19 protein-coding genes are annotated in these 20,637 nt (G+C 73.2%); 12 read left to right on the forward strand and 7 right to left on the reverse strand.

The window, feature by feature from the left end; all coding sequences use genetic code 11:
• The first annotated feature begins 170 nt into the window (after positions 1-170).
• Positions 171-1,022, forward strand: coding sequence for a polysaccharide deacetylase family protein (locus tag ACWCXX_RS15965; RefSeq protein ID WP_451127671.1), 852 nt, complete (start codon positions 171-173; stop codon positions 1,020-1,022).
• 67 nt (positions 1,023-1,089) lie between these two features.
• Here the strand turns inward: ACWCXX_RS15965 and ACWCXX_RS15970 are convergent, their stop codons facing one another.
• From ACWCXX_RS15970 to ACWCXX_RS15980, 3 genes are read right to left on the reverse strand one after another with little or no spacing between them, the layout of a single operon-like run.
• Positions 1,090-1,758 (reverse strand): ABC transporter, encoded by a 669-nt coding sequence (locus ACWCXX_RS15970; protein WP_451127494.1) that lies wholly within the window; start codon positions 1,756-1,758, stop codon positions 1,090-1,092.
• Entirely contained in the window at positions 1,755-2,645 is an 891-nt protein-coding gene (locus tag ACWCXX_RS15975; RefSeq protein ID WP_451127496.1) for an ATP-binding cassette domain-containing protein, read from the reverse strand. The genes ACWCXX_RS15970 and ACWCXX_RS15975 overlap by 4 nt, the downstream gene beginning before the upstream one ends.
• 44 nt (positions 2,646-2,689) lie before the next feature.
• Positions 2,690-3,367: an AIM24 family protein gene (locus tag ACWCXX_RS15980; RefSeq protein WP_451127498.1), complete on the reverse strand. Its 678-nt coding sequence runs from the start codon at positions 3,365-3,367 to the stop codon at positions 2,690-2,692.
• Positions 3,368-3,438: 71 nt separating this feature from the next.
• Between ACWCXX_RS15980 and ACWCXX_RS15985 the strand changes: the two genes are divergently transcribed.
• From ACWCXX_RS15985 to ACWCXX_RS16005, 5 genes are all read left to right on the forward strand, one after another.
• A complete protein-coding gene (locus ACWCXX_RS15985; protein ID WP_451127500.1) occupies positions 3,439-4,221 on the forward strand; it encodes a peptidyl-tRNA hydrolase in 783 nt (260 codons plus the stop codon).
• A 40-nt stretch (positions 4,222-4,261) separates the two neighbouring features.
• A complete protein-coding gene (locus ACWCXX_RS15990; RefSeq protein WP_451127502.1) occupies positions 4,262-4,729 on the forward strand; it encodes a hypothetical protein in 468 nt (155 codons plus the stop codon).
• A gap of 44 nt (positions 4,730-4,773) precedes the next feature.
• A complete protein-coding gene (locus ACWCXX_RS15995) occupies positions 4,774-5,316 on the forward strand; it encodes a GNAT family N-acetyltransferase (protein WP_451127504.1) in 543 nt (180 codons plus the stop codon).
• A gap of 180 nt (positions 5,317-5,496) precedes the next feature.
• Complete coding sequence (locus tag ACWCXX_RS16000) at positions 5,497-6,849, forward strand: multinuclear nonheme iron-dependent oxidase (protein WP_451127506.1); 1,353 nt, start codon at positions 5,497-5,499, stop codon at positions 6,847-6,849.
• Between the two features lie 5 nt (positions 6,850-6,854).
• Positions 6,855-7,895, forward strand: coding sequence for a TIGR04222 domain-containing membrane protein (locus tag ACWCXX_RS16005; RefSeq protein WP_451127508.1), 1,041 nt, complete (start codon positions 6,855-6,857; stop codon positions 7,893-7,895).
• A gap of 281 nt (positions 7,896-8,176) precedes the next feature.
• On the opposite strand, the gene hemQ is transcribed toward ACWCXX_RS16005, so the two are convergent.
• Together hemQ and hemG are read right to left on the reverse strand one after the other, a co-directional pair.
• On the reverse strand, positions 8,177-8,905 hold the full coding sequence (gene hemQ, locus ACWCXX_RS16010; RefSeq protein ID WP_451127510.1) for a hydrogen peroxide-dependent heme synthase: 729 nt from the start codon (positions 8,903-8,905) through the stop codon (positions 8,177-8,179).
• Between the two features lie 4 nt (positions 8,906-8,909).
• A complete protein-coding gene (gene hemG / locus ACWCXX_RS16015; protein ID WP_451127512.1) occupies positions 8,910-10,409 on the reverse strand; it encodes a protoporphyrinogen oxidase in 1,500 nt (499 codons plus the stop codon).
• A gap of 90 nt (positions 10,410-10,499) precedes the next feature.
• On the opposite strand from hemG, the gene ACWCXX_RS16020 reads away from it, so the two are divergent.
• The gene (locus ACWCXX_RS16020; protein ID WP_451127514.1) at positions 10,500-11,882 is read left to right on the forward strand and encodes an FAD-dependent oxidoreductase; all 1,383 of its coding nucleotides are present in this window, start codon (positions 10,500-10,502) and stop codon (positions 11,880-11,882) included.
• Positions 11,883-11,911: 29 nt separating this feature from the next.
• On the opposite strand, the gene hemE is transcribed toward ACWCXX_RS16020, so the two are convergent.
• On the reverse strand, positions 11,912-12,985 hold the full coding sequence (hemE, locus tag ACWCXX_RS16025) for a uroporphyrinogen decarboxylase (RefSeq protein ID WP_451127516.1): 1,074 nt from the start codon (positions 12,983-12,985) through the stop codon (positions 11,912-11,914).
• A 91-nt stretch (positions 12,986-13,076) separates the two neighbouring features.
• Here hemE and ACWCXX_RS16030 point away from each other — a divergent pair, with 91 nt between their 5' ends.
• From ACWCXX_RS16030 to ACWCXX_RS16050, 5 genes are all read left to right on the forward strand, one after another.
• Entirely contained in the window at positions 13,077-13,736 is a 660-nt protein-coding gene (locus ACWCXX_RS16030) for a DUF3000 domain-containing protein (RefSeq protein WP_451127518.1), read from the forward strand.
• Positions 13,737-13,983: 247 nt separating this feature from the next.
• Positions 13,984-14,646 (forward strand): helix-turn-helix transcriptional regulator, encoded by a 663-nt coding sequence (locus ACWCXX_RS16035; RefSeq protein ID WP_148840003.1) that lies wholly within the window; start codon positions 13,984-13,986, stop codon positions 14,644-14,646.
• A gap of 123 nt (positions 14,647-14,769) precedes the next feature.
• Complete coding sequence (locus ACWCXX_RS16040) at positions 14,770-16,044, forward strand: HRDC domain-containing protein (protein WP_451127520.1); 1,275 nt, start codon at positions 14,770-14,772, stop codon at positions 16,042-16,044.
• 377 nt (positions 16,045-16,421) lie between these two features.
• Positions 16,422-17,648: a thiolase family protein gene (locus ACWCXX_RS16045; RefSeq protein ID WP_451127522.1), complete on the forward strand. Its 1,227-nt coding sequence runs from the start codon at positions 16,422-16,424 to the stop codon at positions 17,646-17,648.
• Positions 17,645-19,774 carry a 3-hydroxyacyl-CoA dehydrogenase NAD-binding domain-containing protein gene (locus tag ACWCXX_RS16050; RefSeq protein ID WP_451127524.1) on the forward strand — a complete coding sequence of 710 codons (2,130 nt, stop codon included), beginning with the start codon at positions 17,645-17,647 and terminating at the stop codon, positions 19,772-19,774. The genes ACWCXX_RS16045 and ACWCXX_RS16050 overlap by 4 nt, the downstream gene beginning before the upstream one ends.
• Before the next feature lie 117 nt (positions 19,775-19,891).
• Here the strand turns inward: ACWCXX_RS16050 and ACWCXX_RS16055 are convergent, their stop codons facing one another.
• Positions 19,892-20,635 carry an Ig-like domain-containing protein gene (locus tag ACWCXX_RS16055; RefSeq protein WP_451127526.1) on the reverse strand — a complete coding sequence of 248 codons (744 nt, stop codon included), beginning with the start codon at positions 20,633-20,635 and terminating at the stop codon, positions 19,892-19,894.
• Positions 20,636-20,637: the final 2 nt, after the last annotated feature.

Genomic DNA, 20,637 nt, shown 5'->3' on the forward strand with positions numbered 1-20,637 from the left:
GCTGACGGGCCCGTCCGGAACGGAGGCACTGGGCCGGCCGGGGGTAGCGGCATGTTTGTCCGCCCCCGGCCGGAGTGCCGTCGGCGACCACGGCTCGGGTGATCGTCTACGTTCCGCAAGTGACCAACTCTGCACGAAGACTTACGGTGACGGCGGCTCTTGGTGCCGTACTGGGCACTGTTCTGACCGGTTGCGGGACGGGCGGCGCCGTGACGGGGAGCGGCGCGGCAGACGTCCGGGCCCATGCCCCGCAGCGCACTCCCCCGCCGGTTCCGCCGTCGCCGTCCGTGAAGCCGACCCCGGCCCCGTCCGGGCCGCCCACCCCGGCCCCGGAAGCGGCCGGGCGGACGCCGGTCTTCGAGCGGGGCCCCAGGACCGCGGACAAGGTCGTGGCCCTCACCTTCGACGCCGACATGACGGCCGACGAGGGTCCCTGCGCGAAGGCGGGCGAGCATTTCGACAACCCCGGGCTGATCGCGCTGCTGCGCCGGCTGAAGGTGCCCTCGACCGTGTTCATGACGGGGCGATGGGCCGAGGAGTACCCGGAGCAGGCCAGGTCGATCGGCACCGATCCGCTGTTCGAGGTCGCCAACCACTCGTACAGCCACTACGCCTTCACGTCCCCCTGCTACGGGCTGCCGACCGTGGCGAAGGACGACGTGCGCGCCGACGTGGAGCGGGCCCTTGCCGCGTTCCGGCGGGCCGGGGTGCGCAATACGGTGCCGTACTTCCGCTTCCCCGGAGGCTGTTACGACGACGCGTCACTGCGTGCCCTCGCCCCGGCGAGGACGACGGCGGTGCAGTGGGACGTCGTCAGCGGCGACGCCTTCGCGACGGACGCGGACGCGGTGGCCGAGCAGGTGCTGGCCGGGGTGGCGCCGGGGTCGCTGGTCGTCATGCACTGCACCCGCAGCGCGGCGCCGGTCACGGACGAGGCGGTGCGCCGGGTGGTCCCGGAACTCCGCGAGCGCGGCTACCGCTTCGTCAAGGTCTCCGAGCTGATGCGGGCCCGCCCCTCCTGACGGGCCGACGGGCCCCGGCCGAGGAGCCCGGGGACCGTCCCGCCGGGCATCGCGGGACAGCCCCCGCTCAGTCGCGCAGCGGGGCGAGCCTGCAGGTGAGCGCCGCCGCGGCGGCGGCGAGGGCGGCGGCGACGACGACGGCCGGGACCGGCATGTGCACCGCGCCCGTCCGCGAGCCGGTGACCAGGCCCGTCACGGCGGAGTTCGCGGGCGAGCCGTCGGCCACCAGGGCCGGCAGCACGGCCGCCACGGTGGCGACGACGGACCAGCCGCGCCGGTGCAGCAGCGGCCGGGTGCACAGCGCGCCGACGGCCGCCCCCAGCAGCGCGCAGCAGGCGGCGGCGAGCAGCCCGGCGACCCCGGCGGGCAGCAGCGGCACCCGGACGGCGTTGTCGGCACCGGCCGGCTTGCTGATCACCAGCACGATCGCGGTGCCGGCCGTGCCGAGCAGCCCGGCGCAGCCGAGTGCGGTGAGCAGCGCCGCCAGATGGGCCCGCGCCGGTCCGGCCGCGGCGGCGACGACGGTGCGGGCGGCGGGCGGTTCCTGGTTGACGCAGAGCCGCACGAGCCAGGCGGTGACGGGCAGCAGCCCGGCGGCGGCGTAGCCGAGCGAGTCGAGGACGGGCTGTCCCCACTGCACGCCGATGCCGAGGAAGGCCGCGTACAGCAGCACGGGGGCGAGCCAGTGCTGGGAGCGGACCAGCAGGGCGACCCGGTAACGGAGGAGCGCGGTCATGATGCCTCGGGGGACGTACGGCCGTGGGGATGCGGGGCGGTGCCGGACGAGGGTGCGGTGACGGGGCGGCCGGGGGCGGTGTCGGGGTCGTCGGGCCCGGCGGGGTCGGCGACGGTGGCCAGGTGGCGGACGTGCCAGGGCGGGCGGGCCGTGAGCAGGGCGCGCAGCAGCGCGTCGGAGTGCGCCGCCACGACGGTGAGCCGTACGCCGTCGGCCAGGGGTGTGTGCTCCGGTGCGCCCGGCAGTCCCGCGGGCAGCACGGCCCCCGCCGGGCCCGTCGCCTCGATCCGTACCCGTGGCCCCGTCTGCGCCGTTCCCCCTGCGGGCACGGCGACGAGTCCCTGCCCCTCCACCCGGTGGACGGCGTCGACCGACCCGGCGAGCCTGCGCGGGTCGTGGTCGACGAAGACGACGGTGGAGCCCGCCGCGACCCGCTCGGCCACGGCCCGGTCCAGTTCGTCGCGGGCCACCGTGTCCAGCCCGGTCCACGCCTCGTCCAGGATCAGCAACTCCGGCTCGGCCAGGAGCGCCTGGGCCACGGCGACCTTCTGGCTGGTGCCCTTGGAGAGCTCCGGCAGCGGGGTGCGGGCGTGGCCGGCGGCCCCGAAGCGGTCGAGCCACGCCCGCGCGCGGTCCGCCGCCTCGGCGGACCGCAGACCGTGGACGCGGCCGAGGTGGACGAGGTAGCCGGCCGCGGTGAACGGCAGCGCCGCCGAGAAGCGTTCGGGGACGTACGCCGTACGCGGCCGACGGCCGGTGATCCGGCCCTCCGTGGGGGCGTCGATCCCTGCGAGCAGCCGCAACAGGGTCGACTTTCCGGTGCCGTTGGCCCCCTCGATCCGGATCAGGGTGTGCGTGGGCAGGTCGAGATCGATCCCACGCAGCACCCAGGGACCGCCGAGGCCGTAGCGCCGGCCGACGCCGTTCAGCCTCAGTTGGCCGTCGCCTTCTCGGGCTTGGCCTCGCTGGGCCGTACGATCACGAACCCCTCGCCGTCCAGCCGCAGTTGGACGGCCTCGCCGGAACCGCCGCGGATCATCGAGCCGAAGCTCTGCGAACGGTGCAGCGAGGTGGTCAGGTTGGCGCTCCAGCCGACCACCGCGTCCGTGTCGACGCACACCGGCTGCTGCGGCGTGACGGGAATCACGATGGGGTGGCCCTCGCACATCAGGCCGAGCTTGCCGTAGCCGGTGAAGACGCTGTTGAAGAGCCCGCCGCCGGTCATCCCGGCGCCCTTCACGGTCTTGATCTCGTAGGAGATCGTGGGGTCGAAGCAGAGCACGTTGCGGCCGTTGATCGTGAGGACGTCGCCGTGCTCCATCTCCACGATGAAGCAGTTGGCGGCCTCGTGCGCGAACCACGCCTCGCCCTGGCCGCGGACCGCCATCAGCGGCAGCCCCTCGCCGGTGACGGCGCGCTTCAGCATGCCCCCTATGCCCTGGCCCTTGCGCTCGAACTGCAGATCGCCGCGGAAGGCGATCATCGCCCCCTGGCGGGCGTGCATTTCGCCGTTGACCGCGTACTTGATGGATTTGGCGTTCTGCAGGGTCATCCCGGGGACCGTCGCCTGCTGTGCCAGGTTCTCGCTGGAAAAGAGATCGCTCTTCATGCGGTGCATCCTCACCCGGAGCGTCCCCTTCCGCCAAGAAACGCGGCTCGGGCGGCTGGCAGACTGGGGCGGTGAGCAGCGATGACATCCCCGAGTCCCCGGCCATTTCCCACCCGCCCGCGGCGGACGGCCCTCCCGCGGTGGACCGCCCTCCTGCCGGGGACAGCCCGTTCCGGCCGGAGCGGACGAACCGCGACGAGGCCCCGCAGTACGTCCTGCCGCTGGTCGTGCACATCGAGAAGACGGCTCCCCCGGCCCGTACCGACGCGTTGCGGACCGCTGCCCGCGCGGTGCTCGTGATGCTCTCCGACGAACGCTCGACCGGTGAGGGCGAGTGGGCGCGGGCGATGCGGGACTGGCAGGACGCCCGGATCCGCAAGGTGGTGCGGCGGGCGCGCGGCGCGGAGTGGCGCAGGGCCTCGGAGCTGCCGGGCATCACGGTGACCGGCGAGGGCGCCGAGGTGCGGGTCTTCCCGCCGGTGCCCCTGGACGGCTGGCCGAAGGAGCTGGCGAAGCTCCAGGTGTCGGGAACGGACCTGGAAGACCCGGAGCCGCCGCCCGTGCCCGCCCCCGGGGAGCCGGTGCTGTGGCTGAACCCGGAACTGGACATGTCGGCGGGCAAGGCGATGGCGCAGGTCGGGCACGGTGCGCAGCTCGCCTGGTGGGAGCTCTCGGAGACGGAGCGCAAGGCGTGGCGCGAGGCGGGCTTCCCGCTCTCCGTGGCCACCGCGGAACCGGGCCGCTGGCGGGAGCTGACGGCGGGCGGGCTGCCGGTGGTGCGTGACGCCGGGTTCACCGAGATCGCCCCGGGGTCGTGCACGGTGGTCGCCGAGCACCCCGCGCTGCGCGGCTGAGCGCCGCCCGTTGTCACAGGCGGCACCTATGGTTCCGCGCATGACCGTTCCCGAGATCGTTCCGATCAAGCACGAGGCCGACTACCGCACGAGCACCATCGGGCGCTGGCGGGACGGCCAGTTCTTCGCCTCGGTCACCGCGGCCTTCCCCGAGGCCGAGGAGTGGAGCAGCGACGACTGGCAGTCCCGGAAGTACTGGTGCGCCGTGCTCCACCGGTTCGACGAGGCCGGCCGACACCTGGACTCGCGCATCCAGGTCACCGGCACCACGGCGGACGGCGAACGGGAGGCGGTCGCCGCCGCCCGGTGTCTGCTCGACGAATGGCTGGACGCCCTGCCGGAGCGGCGCTACGAGGACATCGCGATCGCCCCCTTCGCCGTCCGGTCCGAGGGCATCCTGTTCGGCCTGGTCCCGGAGAAGGACGAGGAGTCGGATGTCGTGCGGGCGGAGTTCTACCCCGACTGCCTGGGCTTCCACGCTCCTTGGGACGGTTACTACGACACCTGAGCCCGAGCGGTCCGGGAGGTCCCGGGAGTCGGTAGCGTCGCCGTATGCCCGAACTGATCGCGCCCACCGCCCTTCTGCACTCCGCCTGGACCGAGGCACGGAGCGAGTGGGGTCCCGGTCTCCACGAGGACGGGTTCGGGCTGGAGCCGTCCGACGAGGTCGGTTCACCGGCCGGGTTCGCGGCCTGGGTGGCGCGGCTGGCCGGGGAATCGGCTCCGGCCGGGACGACGGAGGCCGGCCGGCCGGGCTGTACGTACCGGTGGATCGTCGAGGACGGCCGGGTGCTCGGCGGAATCGCGCTGCGGCACGGGCCCGATGGCTTCGTGCCGCGGTTCGGTCACATCGGATACGGCATCCGGCCGTCCGCGCGGCGGCGCGGACTGGCCACCTGGGCGCTGGGCCGGATGCTCGACGAGGCGCGGGCACGGGGCATGGACCGGTTGCTGATCGTCTGCGCGGCCGACAACCTCGCGTCGGCGAGGACGATCGAACGCCACGGCGGCGTCCTCGAAGGCGTACGGGACACCGAGCACGGCCCCGCACGGCGCTACTGGGTCGCGCTCCGGCCGGTCCCGGGGAGCCGGTAGGGAATCCAGGGGTCGTTCGAGGCGGTCGCCAACCATCCCGCGTGGCCGGGCGACGCCCGGCCGCTGCCCCCACCTCGCCCGATCCGGAACCTCAAATCATCCTCTGAACGTCCTCCTTCCCGGATTCACCACCGCCCGGCGGGGCCATCAGCCCTGCACGGAGCGGAGGAGGGGGACGACATGAAGCTGGGAATCGGCATCGGATGGCGGCCGGAGATCGCGGGCGCCGTCGAGGCGCTGCCGGGGATCGACTGGGTGGAGGCGGTCGCCGAGAACATCTGCGTCGGCCATCTGCCCGACTCGCTGGCGCGGCTCCGGGAACGCGGTGTCGCCGTCGTCCCGCACGGCGTCTCGCTGGGGCTCGGCGGGGCCGACCGCCCCGACCCGGGCCGGCTCGCCGATCTCGCCGCCAGGGCCGAACTGCTCGGGGCGCCCCTGGTGACCGAGCACATCGCGTTCGTACGGGCCGGGGGGCCGCGCACCGCTTCGGCCGGTCTGGAGGCCGGCCATCTGCTGCCCGTGCCGCGCACCCGGGACGCCCTGGCCGTGCTGTGCGAGAACGTGCGCATCGCGCAGGACGCGCTGCCGGTGCCGCTGGCCCTGGAGAACATCGCGGCGCTGATCTCCTGGCCCGACGAGGAGCTGACCGAGGGGCAGTTCCTCGCGGAGCTGGTAGAACGCACCGGGGTCCGGCTGCTGATCGACGTCGCCAATCTGCACACCAACCACGTCAACCGGGGCGAGGACCCGGCCACCGCGCTCGACGAGCTGCCGGTGGAGGCGATCGCGTACGTCCATGTGGCGGGCGGGATCGAGAAGGACGGCGTCTGGCACGACACCCACGCCCACCCGGTCACCCGGCCGGTCCTCGACGTCCTCGCCGAACTCCGCTCCCGGGTCGACCCCCCGGGCGTCCTGCTGGAACGCGACGACGACTTCCCGCCGGCCGGGGAACTGGCGGCCGAACTGGCCACGATCCGCGCCACGCTGGACCGGGCGACGCCCCCGGCAACGGCCACCGGCACCGCGCACCGGCCGTCCCGCGCACCGGCCGTGCAGCCCGTCCCGGACGCGTCCCCCGCCCCGGCCATGCAGTCCACCCCTGACGCGTCCCCCGCCCCTGACGGGGTGCGGGACCGGCTCGCGGTCGCCCAGACCGCGTTGCTCCGCGCGCTCGTCGCCGGGGACCCCGCCCCGCCCGGTTTCGACCCGCACCGGCTCGGCGTCCAGAGCCGTGCCCTGGCAGCCAAACGGGCCGGGGTCGTCGCCAGGGTGGCGCCCGAACTGCCGGAGATCCTGGGCGCCGGTTACCGGCCCGCCTTCCTCGCGTACGCCGGGAGCCGGCCCATGTCCGCCGGGTACCGGCGCGACGCGCTGGACTTCGCCGAATCGCTGCTGATCGCGGGGCGGCCCGCCGACGACGGGGCCCGCCGACGGCTGACCCACTGGTGGCAGGACCGGGCCGCCGCGCGACCGCCGCGCCGCACCACCCGGCTGATACGAGCGGCCCGCGCGGCCCTGGCCGGAAGGTGACCGGCATGAACGTTCTCGCGGTTCTGGTGGACCTCTCGGTCGTGGTCTCCTCGGTCCTCCTGGTCGTGGGGCTCGCCCGCGCCCGGCGTGGCCCCGGCGGCCCCGTCCACGACCTCCACGAGGTCGCCTTCCTGAACGGTGGTCCCGGCAGGGTGGTGGACACCGCGCTCACCGCGATGCACGCGGACGGCCGGATCGCCGTCGGCGGCCCCGGGATCGTCACCGTCCAGCGGGCCGAGGCGCACGACCCGGTGGAACGCGCGGTGCTCCAGGAGCACGCCACGGCCCCCAGCGGTGCGCTGCACACGCTGCGCGAGGCGGTGATGCGGCACCCCGCCGTGCAGGAGATCGGCGACGTGCTCGCCGCCCGCGGCCTGCTGGTCCCGCCCGCCGCGAGCCGGAAGTGGCGCCGCTGGGGCATCGCCCAGGGACTGGTCTGCGTGCTGGCCGTCCCGGCCTCCGTGGTGGCGACGGTCTCCCAGTACATGTCCGCCGACCCGGCCGCGGACACCCCCGTGCCCTTCGTCGTAAAAGTGCTCCCGGTCCTGATCGCCGGCTTCCCCGTCGGCTTCGTCTGCGCCGCCGTGGCCCGCGGGCGCGTCACGGGGGCGGGGCGGCGGGCCGCCGCGGCGTACGGCACCGGCCCGGCACACGACCCGAGCCCGGCCCACCTGGTGGCCACGCGCGGGCTGCGGTACCTGCCCGACCCCGGGTTCCAGGCGCAGTTGATCGCGGCGGCACGGATGCGCCCGGCCGGGCGGTCGGCGAGCCCGGTGCCGTCGTCGTCCCCGGACTCCTCCTCGTTGCTCCTCGCGCCGGTGGTGTGGTGCGCCGGTACAGGCCCGGGGCACGGCAGTTGCGGAAGCTCCGGGGACGGGGGCAGCGGCGGGAGCGGCGGGGGCGGATGCAGTTCGGGGTCGAGCTGCGGTTCGGGGTCCGGGTCGGGCTGCGGCGGGTCGAGCGGGTCCAGCTGTTCCAGTGGCGGGTCCAGCTGCGGTGGCGGCTCCAGCTGTGGCGGCGGGTCCAGCTGTGGCGGCGGGTCCTGAACCTCGGTGGCGCCCCGCCCACCGGCCGGTGCCGCCGAACCGTCCGCATGGTGAACAGGCCATGGTCATCCACGTCCGCCTCGCACTCGGCGGGAGCGGTGCGACGGGGCGCGTCCGGTAGTACGGCGGCGGGTGGCGGTACGGAAAAACACCGGTGCGGCGCGCGGGACGCGCGCCGCACCGGGAGCCGAACCCGGTGTCGCTGGAACGGCGGGCGGCGCGCGGAACGCGCCGTTGCCCGCCCTCTGATCTTCCGGGCTGGGGTGGTCGGAGCCCGCTCGCTACGCGAGCCCGGCCACCAGGTCTGCGACCGACTTCCTGCGGCCGGTGAAGAACGGGATCTCCTCACGGACGTGCAGCCGCGCCTCGGAGCCCCGCAGGTGGCGCATCAGGTCGACGATGCGGTGCAGCTCGTCGGCCTCGAAGGCGAGGATCCACTCGTAGTCGCCGAGCGAGAAGGAGGCGACGGTGTTGGCGCGGACGTCGGGGTAGCCGCGGGCCATCTTGCCGTGGTCCGCGAGCATGCGGCGGCGGTCCTCGTCGGGCAGCAGGTACCAGTCGTAGGAGCGCACGAAGGGGTAGACGCTGATGTAGTTGCGCGGCGTCTCGTCGGCCAGGAAGGCCGGGATGTGCGACTTGTTGAACTCGGCGGGGCGGTGCAGCGCCATGTTCGACCAGACCGGTTCGAGCGCCAGGCCCAGCTTGGTGCGCCGGAAGAGGTTGTACGCCTCCTGCAGCTCGTCCGCGGTCTCGGCGTGCCACCAGATCATGATGTCGGCATCGGCTCGCAGACCGGAGAGGTCGTAGGTGCCGCGGACGGTGATGTCCTTGGCTTCGAGCTGGTCGAACAGCTCCTGGACCTCGTCGGCGTAACCGGCCCGGTCGGCGGGCAGGACGTCGCGCAGCTTGAAGACGGACCACAGCGTGTAGCGGATGACCTCGTTGAGGTCCTTGGCCTTCTTGCCCGCGTTGGGGCCCTTGCTTGATTTCACAGTCTCAGGCGCACTCATACGGCTATTGTCCCGCCTCGCTCCGAGTGCCCTGAACCAGGGTCGGCGTGGCGATGATCTCTTCCGCGTTCTCCTCCGCCGGGCGGCCCGTGAGGTCGTGGATGATCTCGTCCGCCGCGCGGTGGGCGCTCGCGATGCAGGCGGGGATGCCGACGCCGTCGTAGACCGCTCCGCAGACCCGCAGTGCGGGCAGTTTGGCGACCTCGGCGCGGATCCGTTCGACCCGCGGGAGGTGCCCCACGGGGTACTGGGGCAGTCCGCCGATCCACCGGGTGACCTCGGTGTCCACGGGCTTCGCGGCCAGTCCCGTCGCCTCGGCGAGGTCGCGCAGCGACACGTCGACGAGTTCGGTGTCCTCGCGGTGGATGTGGTCCTCCTCGCCGTAGCGGCCGACGGAGGTGCGCAGGACGAAGAGGTCGGGGGCGGAGGCGGCGACCCAGTCCCACTTGTGGGTGGAGAAGGTGGAGGCCTTGATGGTGCGGCCGTCGACCGGGGGGACGAGGAAGCCGGAGCGTCCGGCGAGCGCGGTCGTGGCGGCCGTGTCGGAGCGGCGGAACGCCATGGTGACCAGGGCCATCGACGCGTACTCGACCCCGGCCAGCTCGGCGGAGGCCGCCGGGGACTCGGCGGCGAGCAGGGTGGAGGCGGACCAGGCGGGTGCGGCCAGCACGATGCCGTCGGCGGCGATCACCCGGGCGTCGGTGCGGACGTCCCAGCCGGTGGTGGTCCGGGTCAGGCCGAGGACGGGGGTGGCGGTCAGGATCTCCCCGCCGGCCGCGCGGATCGCGTCGGCGACCGCCCCGGGCAGGGTGCCGATGCCGCCGTCGATGCCCTGGAAGACGGGTCCGGTCTGCTGCCGGGCCGCGGCGCGTTCCTGGATGCGGCGGACGGCGTCGAGGAGCGGGCCGCCCTCGCGCACCGCCTCGAAGAGCTGGGGCACGGCGGCGCGCATGGAGATCCGGTACGCGTCGCCCGCGTACACGCCGCCGAGCAGCGGTTCCACGAGCCGGTCGACGACCTCCCGGCCCAGCCGGTCGGCGACGTACGCGCCGACGGCCACGTCGTCGCCGACGGTGGTCGGGGTGAGGTCGCGTTCCTGCGCGATGCGGGCGAGGCCCTCCGGGGAGAGCACTCCGGCGAGCGCCGCCGGGTCGCCCGGGACGCCCATCACATGGCCCTTGGGCATGGGCCGCAGGGCGTCGCGGGTCCAGACGGACGCGGTGGTCGTGGCGGGCGGCTGCAGACGGTCGCCGAGCCCGACGGCGCGGGCCAGGCCGACCGCTTCCGGGCGGCGGGCGAGCATCGACTCGGCCCCCAGGTCGACCCGGGTCCCGGCGACCTCGCCGGTCATGAGCTTGCCGCCGAGCCGCTCGGTGGCCTCCAGCAGGGTGACCCGGAGACCGGTTCCGAGGAGCCGGTGTGCGGCGGCGAGGCCGGCTATGCCGCCGCCGATGACGACGACGTGTCCCGTATCCGTGTCCGCGCGGTTGCTTGAACGCTGCATGCCCCTACTCTCTCAAACCCGTCCGGGCGCCCGACCGCTTCCCCCGCGTCGTAGCGTGGGCCCCTCGGACTCGGTGGCGGAGGGACGGGCATGACGGCGGAGCGACTGGTGGTCATCGGCGGCGACGCGGCGGGCATGTCCGCCGCGTCGCAGGCCCGCAGGCTGAGGGGCCCGGAGAAGCTGGGCATCGTCGCCTTCGAGCGGGGCCGCTTCACCTCCTACTCGGCGTGCGGGATTCCGTACTGGGTCGGCGGCGACGTGGCGGAGCGGGACGGCCTCGTCGCCCGTACGCCCGAGGAGCACCGGGCCCGCGACATCGACCTCAGGATGCGCACCGAGGTCACAAAGATCGACGTCGCGGGGCGGCGGGTGCGGGCCCTGGACCTGGGGACCGGCGAGTCGTACTGGACGGGCTTCGACAAGCTGGTGATCGCGACGGGGGCCCGTCCGGTGCGTCCGGCGCTGCCCGGCATGGACGCGCCCGGGGTGCACGGGGTGCAGACGCTGGACGACGGGCAGGCGCTGCTGGACTCGCTGGACCGGACGCCGGGGCGGCGGGCGGTGGTCGTCGGGGCGGGCTACATCGGTGTGGAGATGGCGGAGGCGCTGCTGAAGCGCGGCTTCGAGGTGACCGTGCTCAACCGCGGCGAGCAGCCGATGGCGACGCTCGACCCCGACATGGGCCGGCTGGTGCACGAGGCGATGGACGGCATGGGCATCACCACGGTCGGCCGGGCCGAGGTCACCGCGATCCTCACCGGCCCGGACGGCCGGGTCCGCGCGGTCGCGGCGGGCGACACCTCCTACCCGGCGGACGTGGTGGTGCTCGGCATCGGGGTGGAGCCGGAGACGACGCTGGCGCGCGCCGCGGGCCTGCCGCTGGGCCCGCACGGCGGTCTGCTGACCGATCTGTCGATGCGGGTCGTCGGGCACGAGGGCGTCTGGGCGGGCGGCGACTGCGTCGAGGTGCTCGACCTGGTGGCGGGCCGGACCCGTCACATCGCGCTGGGCACCCATGCCAACAAGCACGGCCAGATCATCGGTTCCAACGTCGGCGGCGGCTACGGGACGTTCCCGGGGGTGGTGGGGACGGCGGTGAGCAAGGTGTGCGATCTGGAGATCGCCCGCACCGGTCTGCGTGAGAAGGACGCCCGTGCGGCGGGTCTGCGGTTCGTCACGGCGACGATCGAGTCGACGGGGCGGGCGGGTTACTACCCGGGGGCGCGGCCCATGACGGTGAAGATGCTGGCGGAGTACCGCACGGGTCGGCTGCTGGGAGTGCAGATCGTGGGCCGGGAGGGGGCGGCCAAGCGGGTCGACGTGGCGGCCGTGGCGCTCACGGCGGGGATGACGGTGGAGCAGATGACCGCCCTGGACCTCGGTTACGCGCCGCCGTTCTCACCGGTCTGGGACCCGGTTCTGGTGGCGGCCCGCAAGGCGGTGGCGGCGGTGCGGCGGGCGGGCACCGCCTGAGCGCGTGGTGCCCGCCCCGGGTGCCGTGCTCAGCGCTCGGTGCTGGTGTGCACGTACTCCACGAGCCGGGTCAGCGCGTCCGGGTCCATCGACGGCATCACGCCGTGGCCCAGGTTGAAGACGTGGCCTTCGAGGCCGGCGGCCGCGTCCAGCACCTCCTGGGCCTTCTCCTCCACCGTCGCCGTCGGCGCGAACAGCACCGCGGGGTCGAGGTTGCCCTGGAGCGCCTTGCCGGGGCCGACCCGGCGGGCGGCCTCGTCCAGCGGGACGCGCCAGTCGACGCCGACGACGTCCGCGCCCGCCTCGCCCATCAGGCCGAGGAGTTCGCCGGTGCCGACGCCGAAGTGGATGCGCGGGACGCCGTAGGGGGCGACGGCCTCGAAGACCTTCGCCGAGGCGGGCAGCACCGAGCGCCGGTAGTCGGCGGGGGCGAGGGCGCCCACCCAGGAGTCGAAGAGCTGGACGGCCGAGGCGCCGGCCTCGATCTGCACCTTGAGGAAGGTGCCGGTGATCTCGGCGAGCCGGTCGAGCAGGTCCGCCCAGAGCCGGGGGTCGCCGTGCATCAGGGCCTTGGTGTGCTCGTGGTTGCGGGACGGGCCGCCCTCCACGAGGTAGCTGGCGAGGGTGAAGGGCGCTCCGGCGAAGCCGATGAGCGGGGTGGCGCCCAGCTCGGCGGTGAGCAGGCCGATGGCCTCGGTGACGTAGCCGATGTCCTCGGGCGTGAGGTCGCGCAGCCGGGCCAGGTCGGAGCGGGTGCGGATGGGGTCGGCAATGACCGGGCCGACGCCGGGCTTGATGTCGAGGTCGATCCCGATGGCCTTGAGCGGTACGACGATGTCGCTGAAGTAGATCGCGGCGTCGACCTTGTGGCGGCGGACGGGCTGCATCGTGATCTCCGCGACCAGCTCCGGCATCATGCAGGAGTCGAGCATCGGGATGCCTTCGCGCACCTTCAGGTACTCGGGCAGCGAGCGCCCCGCCTGGCGCATGAACCAGACCGGTGTGTGCGGCACGGGCTCGCGGCGGCACGCCTTCAGGAACGCCGACTCATGGGTGGCGGAGGTCTTCGTCTGCTGGCCCATGGGGCGATCGTTGGCACTCACACCAGGAATCTTCGCACGAAGCCGCAAGCAGCCGGGCCCGCCCGGGTGTCCCTCCCTGCGCGGAGCCCCGGTTCCGCCTACTCTTCCCCGCATGGCTCCGGCTCAGGAACAGTTCTCCGATCAGACCGATGGCGCTGACACCAGGGACAGCGAGGAGGGCGGCTTCGTGCCGCCCGCGTTCCGTTCGGCGGTGGACGCGTTGCATTCGGCACGGCTCCGACCCGAGCTGGAGGTGGAGCCGACGCGACCGCCCAGGCGGCTCGCCCCCTACGCGTACGCCCTGGAGGCCGCGGTCGTCGACGGCGAGGAGGATCTCGCCGACGGCCGTCTCGTGCTGCTCCACGACCCGGCCGGGCAGGACGCCTGGCGGGGCACCTTCCGTCTGGTGACACTGGTGCGGGCCGAGCTGGAGCCGGAGATGGCGTCCGATCCGCTGCTGCCGGAGGTGTGCTGGTCCTGGCTGACCGGTGCGCTGGAGGCGCGCGGCCTGTCGTACGGGGAGGCGGGCGGCACGGTGACCCGGGCGGGGTCGCACTACTTCGGCGCGCTGGGCGAGAGACGGCCGGCGACCCAGATCGAGATCCGGGCGTCCTGGACGCCGCGCGAGGGGCGCGGCGGGGCCCCGGACGCCTCGGCGCATCTCATGGCGTGGGGCGACCTGCTGTGCCAGATCGCCGGCCTGCCCCCGTCGGATCCCGTGGACGCGACGGTGGTGACGCTTCCTCAGCGTCGCGGCCCCCAGACCCACTGACTCCATTTCTGACCGAAAACCATCCCCATGCCGGTAACCGTGCGTCACATTCGATGCACCGTTACCGGCATTCTTTCCATACAATCGATCGCATGTCCGGTTTGCCTGGAATTGTTACTCACTAAATCGCGATCTTCCCCTAAAGGAGGGCGGGCCCGCTGCCGAAGAGGTCAATGACCCTTCAAGCACGGTTGCCCCGGCTTCATCCCCGAGCCGGCCCGTCCCACCACTCCCCCCAGGAGGCCTGGTGTCCGTTCTCCTAGAGCAGCCCGCAAGCCTGGTCGCCTACCGCCCGAACAAGCCGACGGCCATGGTCGTCGTGGCCGACCCGCGCGTCCGTTCCACCGTCACCCGCCATCTGTGGGCTCTCGGAGTACGTGACGTCATCGAGGCGTCGTCCATCGCGGAGGCTCGTCCCCGCGTCGGCAACCCGCGCGACATCTGCGTTGCCGACGTCCACCTGCCCGACGGTTCCGGGCTGACCCTGTTGTCCGAGACCCGGGCGGCCGGCTGGCCGAACGGTCTCGCCCTCTCCGCCGCCGACGACATCGGCGCCGTGCGCAACGCCCTCGCGGGCGGTGTGAAGGGCTATGTCGTCACCGGCACCCGAACCAATATCGGCCATCCCGCCCGTCCCGGCGTCGCCCCCATCGGCGCCAACGCCGCCCGTATGCACCGCCGGCCCCCCGGCACCCCGAGCCACCCGGGCGGCTACCGCGAACTGTCCGGCCGCGAGGTCGAGGTCCTCCGGCTGGTCGCCGAGGGCCAGTCCAACAAGGCCATCGGCGTCTCCATGGGGTTGTCCGCCCTTACCGTCAAGAGCCATCTCGCCCGTATCGCCCGCAAGCTCGGCACCGGGGACCGCGCCGGAATGGTCGCCGTCGCCCTGCGCACGGGAATCATCCACTGACGCCCACGACCCGGCAGGTCCGCGCGGCCCCGCCTCCGGGGACCGGCCGGTTTGCATGCCTCGGCGCCCGTCGACGGAACGTTCCGTCGACGGGCGCCGTACATACACAGATACCCTTGACACGTGACCGACGCCCAAGAGACCGCAGCAGACACATCACTGCGAACCACCGGGGGCGCTCCCCCGGACGACGTCGCCCCGGCGCCGATCCCCTTGCTCGAACCTCGCGAGGGCATCCCCCCGGTGGTGGCCTCCGACGACGCCCTCGCCCGGGTGATCTCCGCCTTCGCCGCCGGCTCCGGTCCCGTGGCCGTGGACGCCGAGCGGGCCTCCGGCTACCGCTACGGCCAGCGCGCCTACCTCGTGCAGCTGCGCCGGAACGGCGCGGGCAGCGCGCTGATCGACCCGGTCGGCTGCCCCGATCTGTCGGGGCTCGGAAACGTCCTGAGCGGCAGCGAGTGGATCCTGCACGCCGCCACCCAGGACCTGCCCTGTCTGCGCGAAATAGGGATGACTCCCACCGGGCTCTTCGACACGGAGCTGGCCGGACGGCTCGCCGGCTTCCCGCGCGTCGGTCTCGGCGCCATGGTCGAGAACGTGCTCGGTTACTCCCTGGAGAAGGGCCACTCCGCCGTCGACTGGTCCACCCGCCCGCTGCCCGACCCCTGGCTGCGCTACGCGGCGCTCGACGTCGAGCTGCTGATCGACCTGCGCGACGCCCTGGAGGAGGAGCTCGACCGGCAGGGCAAGCTGGGGTGGGCGCACGAGGAGTTCGACGCCATCGCCTCGGCGCCGCCCGCCCCGCCGCGCAAGGACCCGTGGCGCCGCACCTCCGGCATGCACAAGGTCCGCCGCCGCCGCCAGATGGCCGTGGTGCGGGAGCTGTGGACCGCCCGTGACCAGGTCGCCCGGCGCCGCGACGTCTCGCCGGGCAAGGTGCTGAGCGACGCCGCGATCGTCGAGGCGGCGCTCGCGCTCCCGCCGAACACGCAGGCACTGACCGCGCTGCCCGGGTTCGGCCACCGCATGGGGCGGCGTCAGCTGGAGCAGTGGCAGGCCGCCGTCGACCGCGCCAAGGCACTGCCCGACTCCGAACTCCCCCAGCCCGGACAGGCCCTCACCGGTCCGCCGCCGCCCCGTGCCTGGGCGGACAAGGACCCGGCCGCGGCGGCCCGGCTCTCGGCCGCGCGCGCCGCGGTGTCGGAGCTCGCCGCGCGGCTGAGCATGCCGCAGGAGAACCTGATCACCCCCGACACGGTGCGCCGGGTCTGCTGGGAGCCGCCCAAGCACCCGACGCCGGACGCGGTCGAGGCCGCGCTCGCCGGATACGGGGCGCGGCACTGGCAGATCGAGCAGGTGGCCCCGCTGCTGTTCCGCGCACTGACCGCGAAGGGCTGACGACCCGCCACCGGACGCCCCGCCGGAGACTTGCCGGGGTCGCATTCACGCCAGGTTGCACGGCGGCGTCCGCGCCCCGTGGCCCCGAGCGCCGGACGGGCCGAGTCCGCCCCGTCCGGCGCTCGTCGTCGTACCCGCGACTCCCCCGCGTCCGCCGTTGCCCCGCGCCACGCCCTGCGCCCGTCCCGCGCACGCGGCCACGCGGGAAGCCGTGACCGCCGGCCGGAACGGGCCGGACGGGTATCTTTCCCGCATGTGACCTTCACCGCTCCCGACACCAGGGGTGGGCAGTCTGGTTACCCGCAAGTAGCATGAAGGGGCGGCGCGCTCGGGCGCGCCCGCAGCAGTGCCATCCCGCACCCTGGAGGAGAGCCACCGTGCCTCGTACCATCCGGGACGTCGTCTTCGTCGACGGCGTCCGCACCCCGTTCGGCAAAGCGGGCCCGAAGGGCATCTACCACGAGACCCGCGCCGACGATCTCGTCGTGAAGGCCATCCGGGAGCTGCTGCGCCGCAACCCGGACCTGGACCCCGCGAACATCGACGAGGTCGCCATCGCCGCGACGACCCAGATCGGCGACCAGGGTCTGACGCTGGGCCGCACCGCCGGAATCCTGGCCGGGCTGCCGCAGTCCGTCCCCGGTTACTCCATCGACCGCATGTGCGCGGGCGCGCTGACCGCCGTCACCTCGACGGCCGGCTCCATCGCCTTCGGCGCCTACGACGTCGTCGTCGCCGGCGGTGTCGAGCACATGGGCCGTCACCCGATGGGCGAGGGCGTGGACCCGAACCCGCGCTTCGTCTCGGAGAAGCTGGTCGACGAGTCCGCCCTGTTCATGGGCATGACCGCGGAGAACCTGCACGACCGGTACCCGCAGATCACCAAGCTCCGCGCCGACGAGTACGCGGTCCGCTCGCAGGAGAAGGCCGCCAAGGCGTACGCCGACGGCAAGATCCAGCAGGACCTGGTGCCGATCTCCGTGCGCCGCACCACCCCGGAGGGCGGCGAGACCGGCTGGGGTCTGGTCACCGCCGACGAGCCGATGCGTCCGGGCACGACCCTGGAGTCCCTGGCGGGTCTGAAGACCCCCTTCCGCGCGCACGGCCGGGTCACCGCTGGCAACGCCGCGGGCCTCAACGACGGCGCCACCGCCTCGCTGCTCGCCGCCGAGGACGTCGCCCGCGAGCTGGGCCTGCCGGTCAAAATGCGCCTCGTGTCGTACGCCTTCGCGGGCGTCGAGCCGGAGGTCATGGGCTACGGCCCGATCCCCGCGACCGAGAAGGCCCTGGCCAAGGCCGGGCTGACGATCGGCGACATCGGCCTGTTCGAGATCAACGAGGCGTTCGCCGTCCAGGTGCTGGCCTTCCTCGACCACTACGGCATCGCCGACGACGACGCGCGGGTCAACCAGTACGGCGGCGCCATCGCCTACGGTCACCCGCTGGCCTCCTCCGGCGTACGTCTGATGACGCAGCTGGCCCGCCAGTTCGAGGAGCAGCCGCAGGTCCGCTACGGCCTCACCACCATGTGCGTCGGCTTCGGCATGGGCGCCACGGTCATCTGGGAGAACCCGCACCACAAGGACGCCGGAGGCGACAAGTGACCACCACCACCGAGCTCCTGAAGGGTGCGGCCGAGCTGTTCCCCGACGAGGTCGTCACCCAGGCGCACGTACGCCACCTCGACCTCCCGGCCGGTGCGGGCCGCTTCGCCCTCATCACCCTGGACAACGGCCTGGACCACACCAAGCCGACCACCTTCGGACCGCAGTCGCTGGCGAACCTGAACGCCGCCGTCGACCAGGTCGAGAAGGAGGCCGCCGAGGGTGCGATCACCGGCGTCGGCATCACCGGCAAGCCGTTCATCTTCGCGGTCGGCGCCGACCTCAAGGGCGTCGAGCTGCTGAAGAACCACGACGACGCGCTGGCCATCGGCAAGGGCGGCCACGACGTCTTCCGCCGCCTGTCCGGCCTCGCGGTCCCGACGTTCGCGTACTACAACGGCGCGGCGATGGGCGGCGGTGTCGAGGTCGGTCTGCACTGCTCGTACCGCACCGTCTCCAAGGCGCTGCCCGCGTTCTCGCTGCCCGAGGTCTTCCTCGGTCTGGTCCCGGGCTGGGGCGGCTGCGCGCTGCTCCCCAACCTGATCGGTGCCGACCGCGCGGTCTCCGTCATCATCGAGAACTCGCTGAACCAGAACCGTCAGCTCAAGGGCAAGCAGGTCTTCGAGCTCGGCATCGCCGACGCGATCTTCGAGGGTGCCGACTTCCTGGAGCAGTCGCTGCTCTGGACGGCGAACGTGCTGAACGGCACGGTCGTGGTGGAGCGCCCCGAGGTCGACCGCGGTGACGCCTGGGACCGGGCCGTCGCGCGCGGCCGGGCCATCGCCGACTCCAAGGTGCACGGCGCCGCCCCGGCCGCGTACCGCGCGCTGGACATCATCGCCGCGGCGAAGGACGGCGACCTGAGCGCCGGATTCGACGCCGAGGACCAGGCCCTCGCGGACCTGATCATGGGTGGCGAGCTGCGCTCCGGGATCTACTCCTTCAACCTGGTCCAGAAGCGCGCCAAGCGCCCGGCCGGTGCCCCGGACAAGAACCTGGCCCGTCCGGTCACCAAGGTCGGCGTCGTGGGTGCCGGTCTGATGGCCTCGCAGCTGGCGCTGCTGTTCCTGCGCCGCCTGGAGGTGCCGGTCGTGCTGACCGACATCGACCAGGAGCGGATCGACAAGGGTGTGGGCTACGTCCACGCCGAGATCGAGAAGCTGCTCGGCAAGGGCCGGATCAACCAGGACAAGGCCAACCGCCTCAAGGCCCTGGTCACCGGTGTGCTGGACAAGGCCGAGGGCTTCTCCGACGCCGACTTCGTCATCGAGGCCGTCTTCGAGGAGATCGGCGTCAAGCAGCAGGTGTTCGCGGAGGTCGAGGCGGTCGCCCCGGCGCACGCGATCCTCGCCACCAACACCTCGTCCCTCTCGGTCACCGAGATGGCGTCGAAGCTCCAGCACCCCGAGCGGGTCGTCGGCTTCCACTTCTTCAACCCGGTCGCGATCCTGCCGCTGCTGGAGATCGTCCGCGGCGAGCAGACCGACGACGCCTCGCTGGCCACGGCGTTCGGTGTGGCGCGGAAGCTGAAGAAGACCGCGGTGCTGGTGAAGGACGCCCCGGCGTTCGTCGTCAACCGCATCCTCACCCGCTTCATGGGCGAGATCCAGAACGTCATCGACGAGGGCACCCCGGTCGACGTCGCCGAGCGGGCCATCGAGCCGCTCGGTCTGCCGATGTCGCCGCTGGTGCTGCTGGAGCTGGTCGGCCCGGCGATCGGTCTGCACGTCTCCGAGACCCTGAACCGCGCCTTCCCGGACCGGTTCACCGTCTCGGAGAACCTGGCCGCGGTCGTCAAGGCCGGCAAGCGCGGCTTCTACGTCTACGACTCCGGCAAGCCGGAGCTGGACCCGGAGGTTGCCGCGCTCCTGAAGCAGGGCGATGTCGTCCTGTCCGAGGAGCAGGTCCGCGACCGGGTCCTGGACGCGGTGGCGCAGGAGATCGGTCTGATGCTGGACGAGGGCGTCGTCGCCGAGGCCCAGGACATCGACCTCTGCCTGATCACCGGCGCGGGCTGGCCCTTCCACCTGGGCGGCATCACGCCGTACCTGGACCGTGAGGGCGTCTCGGAGCGGGTGAACGGCAAGAAGTTCCTGGCACAGGGCGTGGCGAGCGTTCCGGCGTAACCCTTCGCCGATGCGAGGACGGGCCGTACGGGGAATTCCCCGTACGGCCCGTTCGCATGTGTTCCGCCCGTGCCCCTGCCCCGCCGGGGCGGGTGCGGGGCCGCTTCGGGCGGGGTCTCAGCGCTCCGGTGGCGCGCCTGCGAGCACCCCCGGGATCGCGCCGAGGTCCCCCACGTGGACCGTGACCCGGCCGGGGACCAGGCGTCCGTCGCCCGCGTCGAGCACGTAGTCGAACCAGTCGTAGCCCAGGTGGCCGGGGAAGGGGTGGTACGTCACCGCTCCGTCCGCCTCGACGCTCGTCGTCCCCTGGCGGGCCGGTCCCACACCGACCAGCCGCACCTCCTCGCCCAGCCCCGCGGCGAGACCGGTCAGCACACCGCGGTGCCCCGGCAGCACCGTCATGCTCCGTCCCTGCGGCGGCAGCGGGGCGATCCGGAAGCCGTGGCCCTTCAGGGAGAACGTGGTGGAGGTGAGGCTCTTCCCGCCGTCGGCGATGATGCCCGCCCGCAGGACGGGGACGAGGAACGCGTCGGGTGCCGCGTGCCGGTTCACCCGGAGCGTGAACCTGGCGACGCGTTCGACGCCGGGGGTGGTCGAGGTCGCGTACCGGTCGCCCGACGGCAGCCGGCTCATCCCGGCCATGCTCTCGACGGTGGCGACGGATTCGAACGAGGTGGCCATGAGGTACCCGTAGTAGCGGGTGCCCTCGCCCTGCGGGGTGAGGATCCACTCGAAGTCGATCGTCCCGCCCGGCCGGACCGGAAGACGGGGGTCCGTGGTGGTCCGGAGTTCCGTGTGGGCCACGATCGAGGGGTCGCCCTGCTGGACGCTGCGCATTCTCGTGAGGGTGAAGGTGCTCATGC

Source organism: Streptomyces sp. NPDC001732 (genome assembly GCF_053596315.1).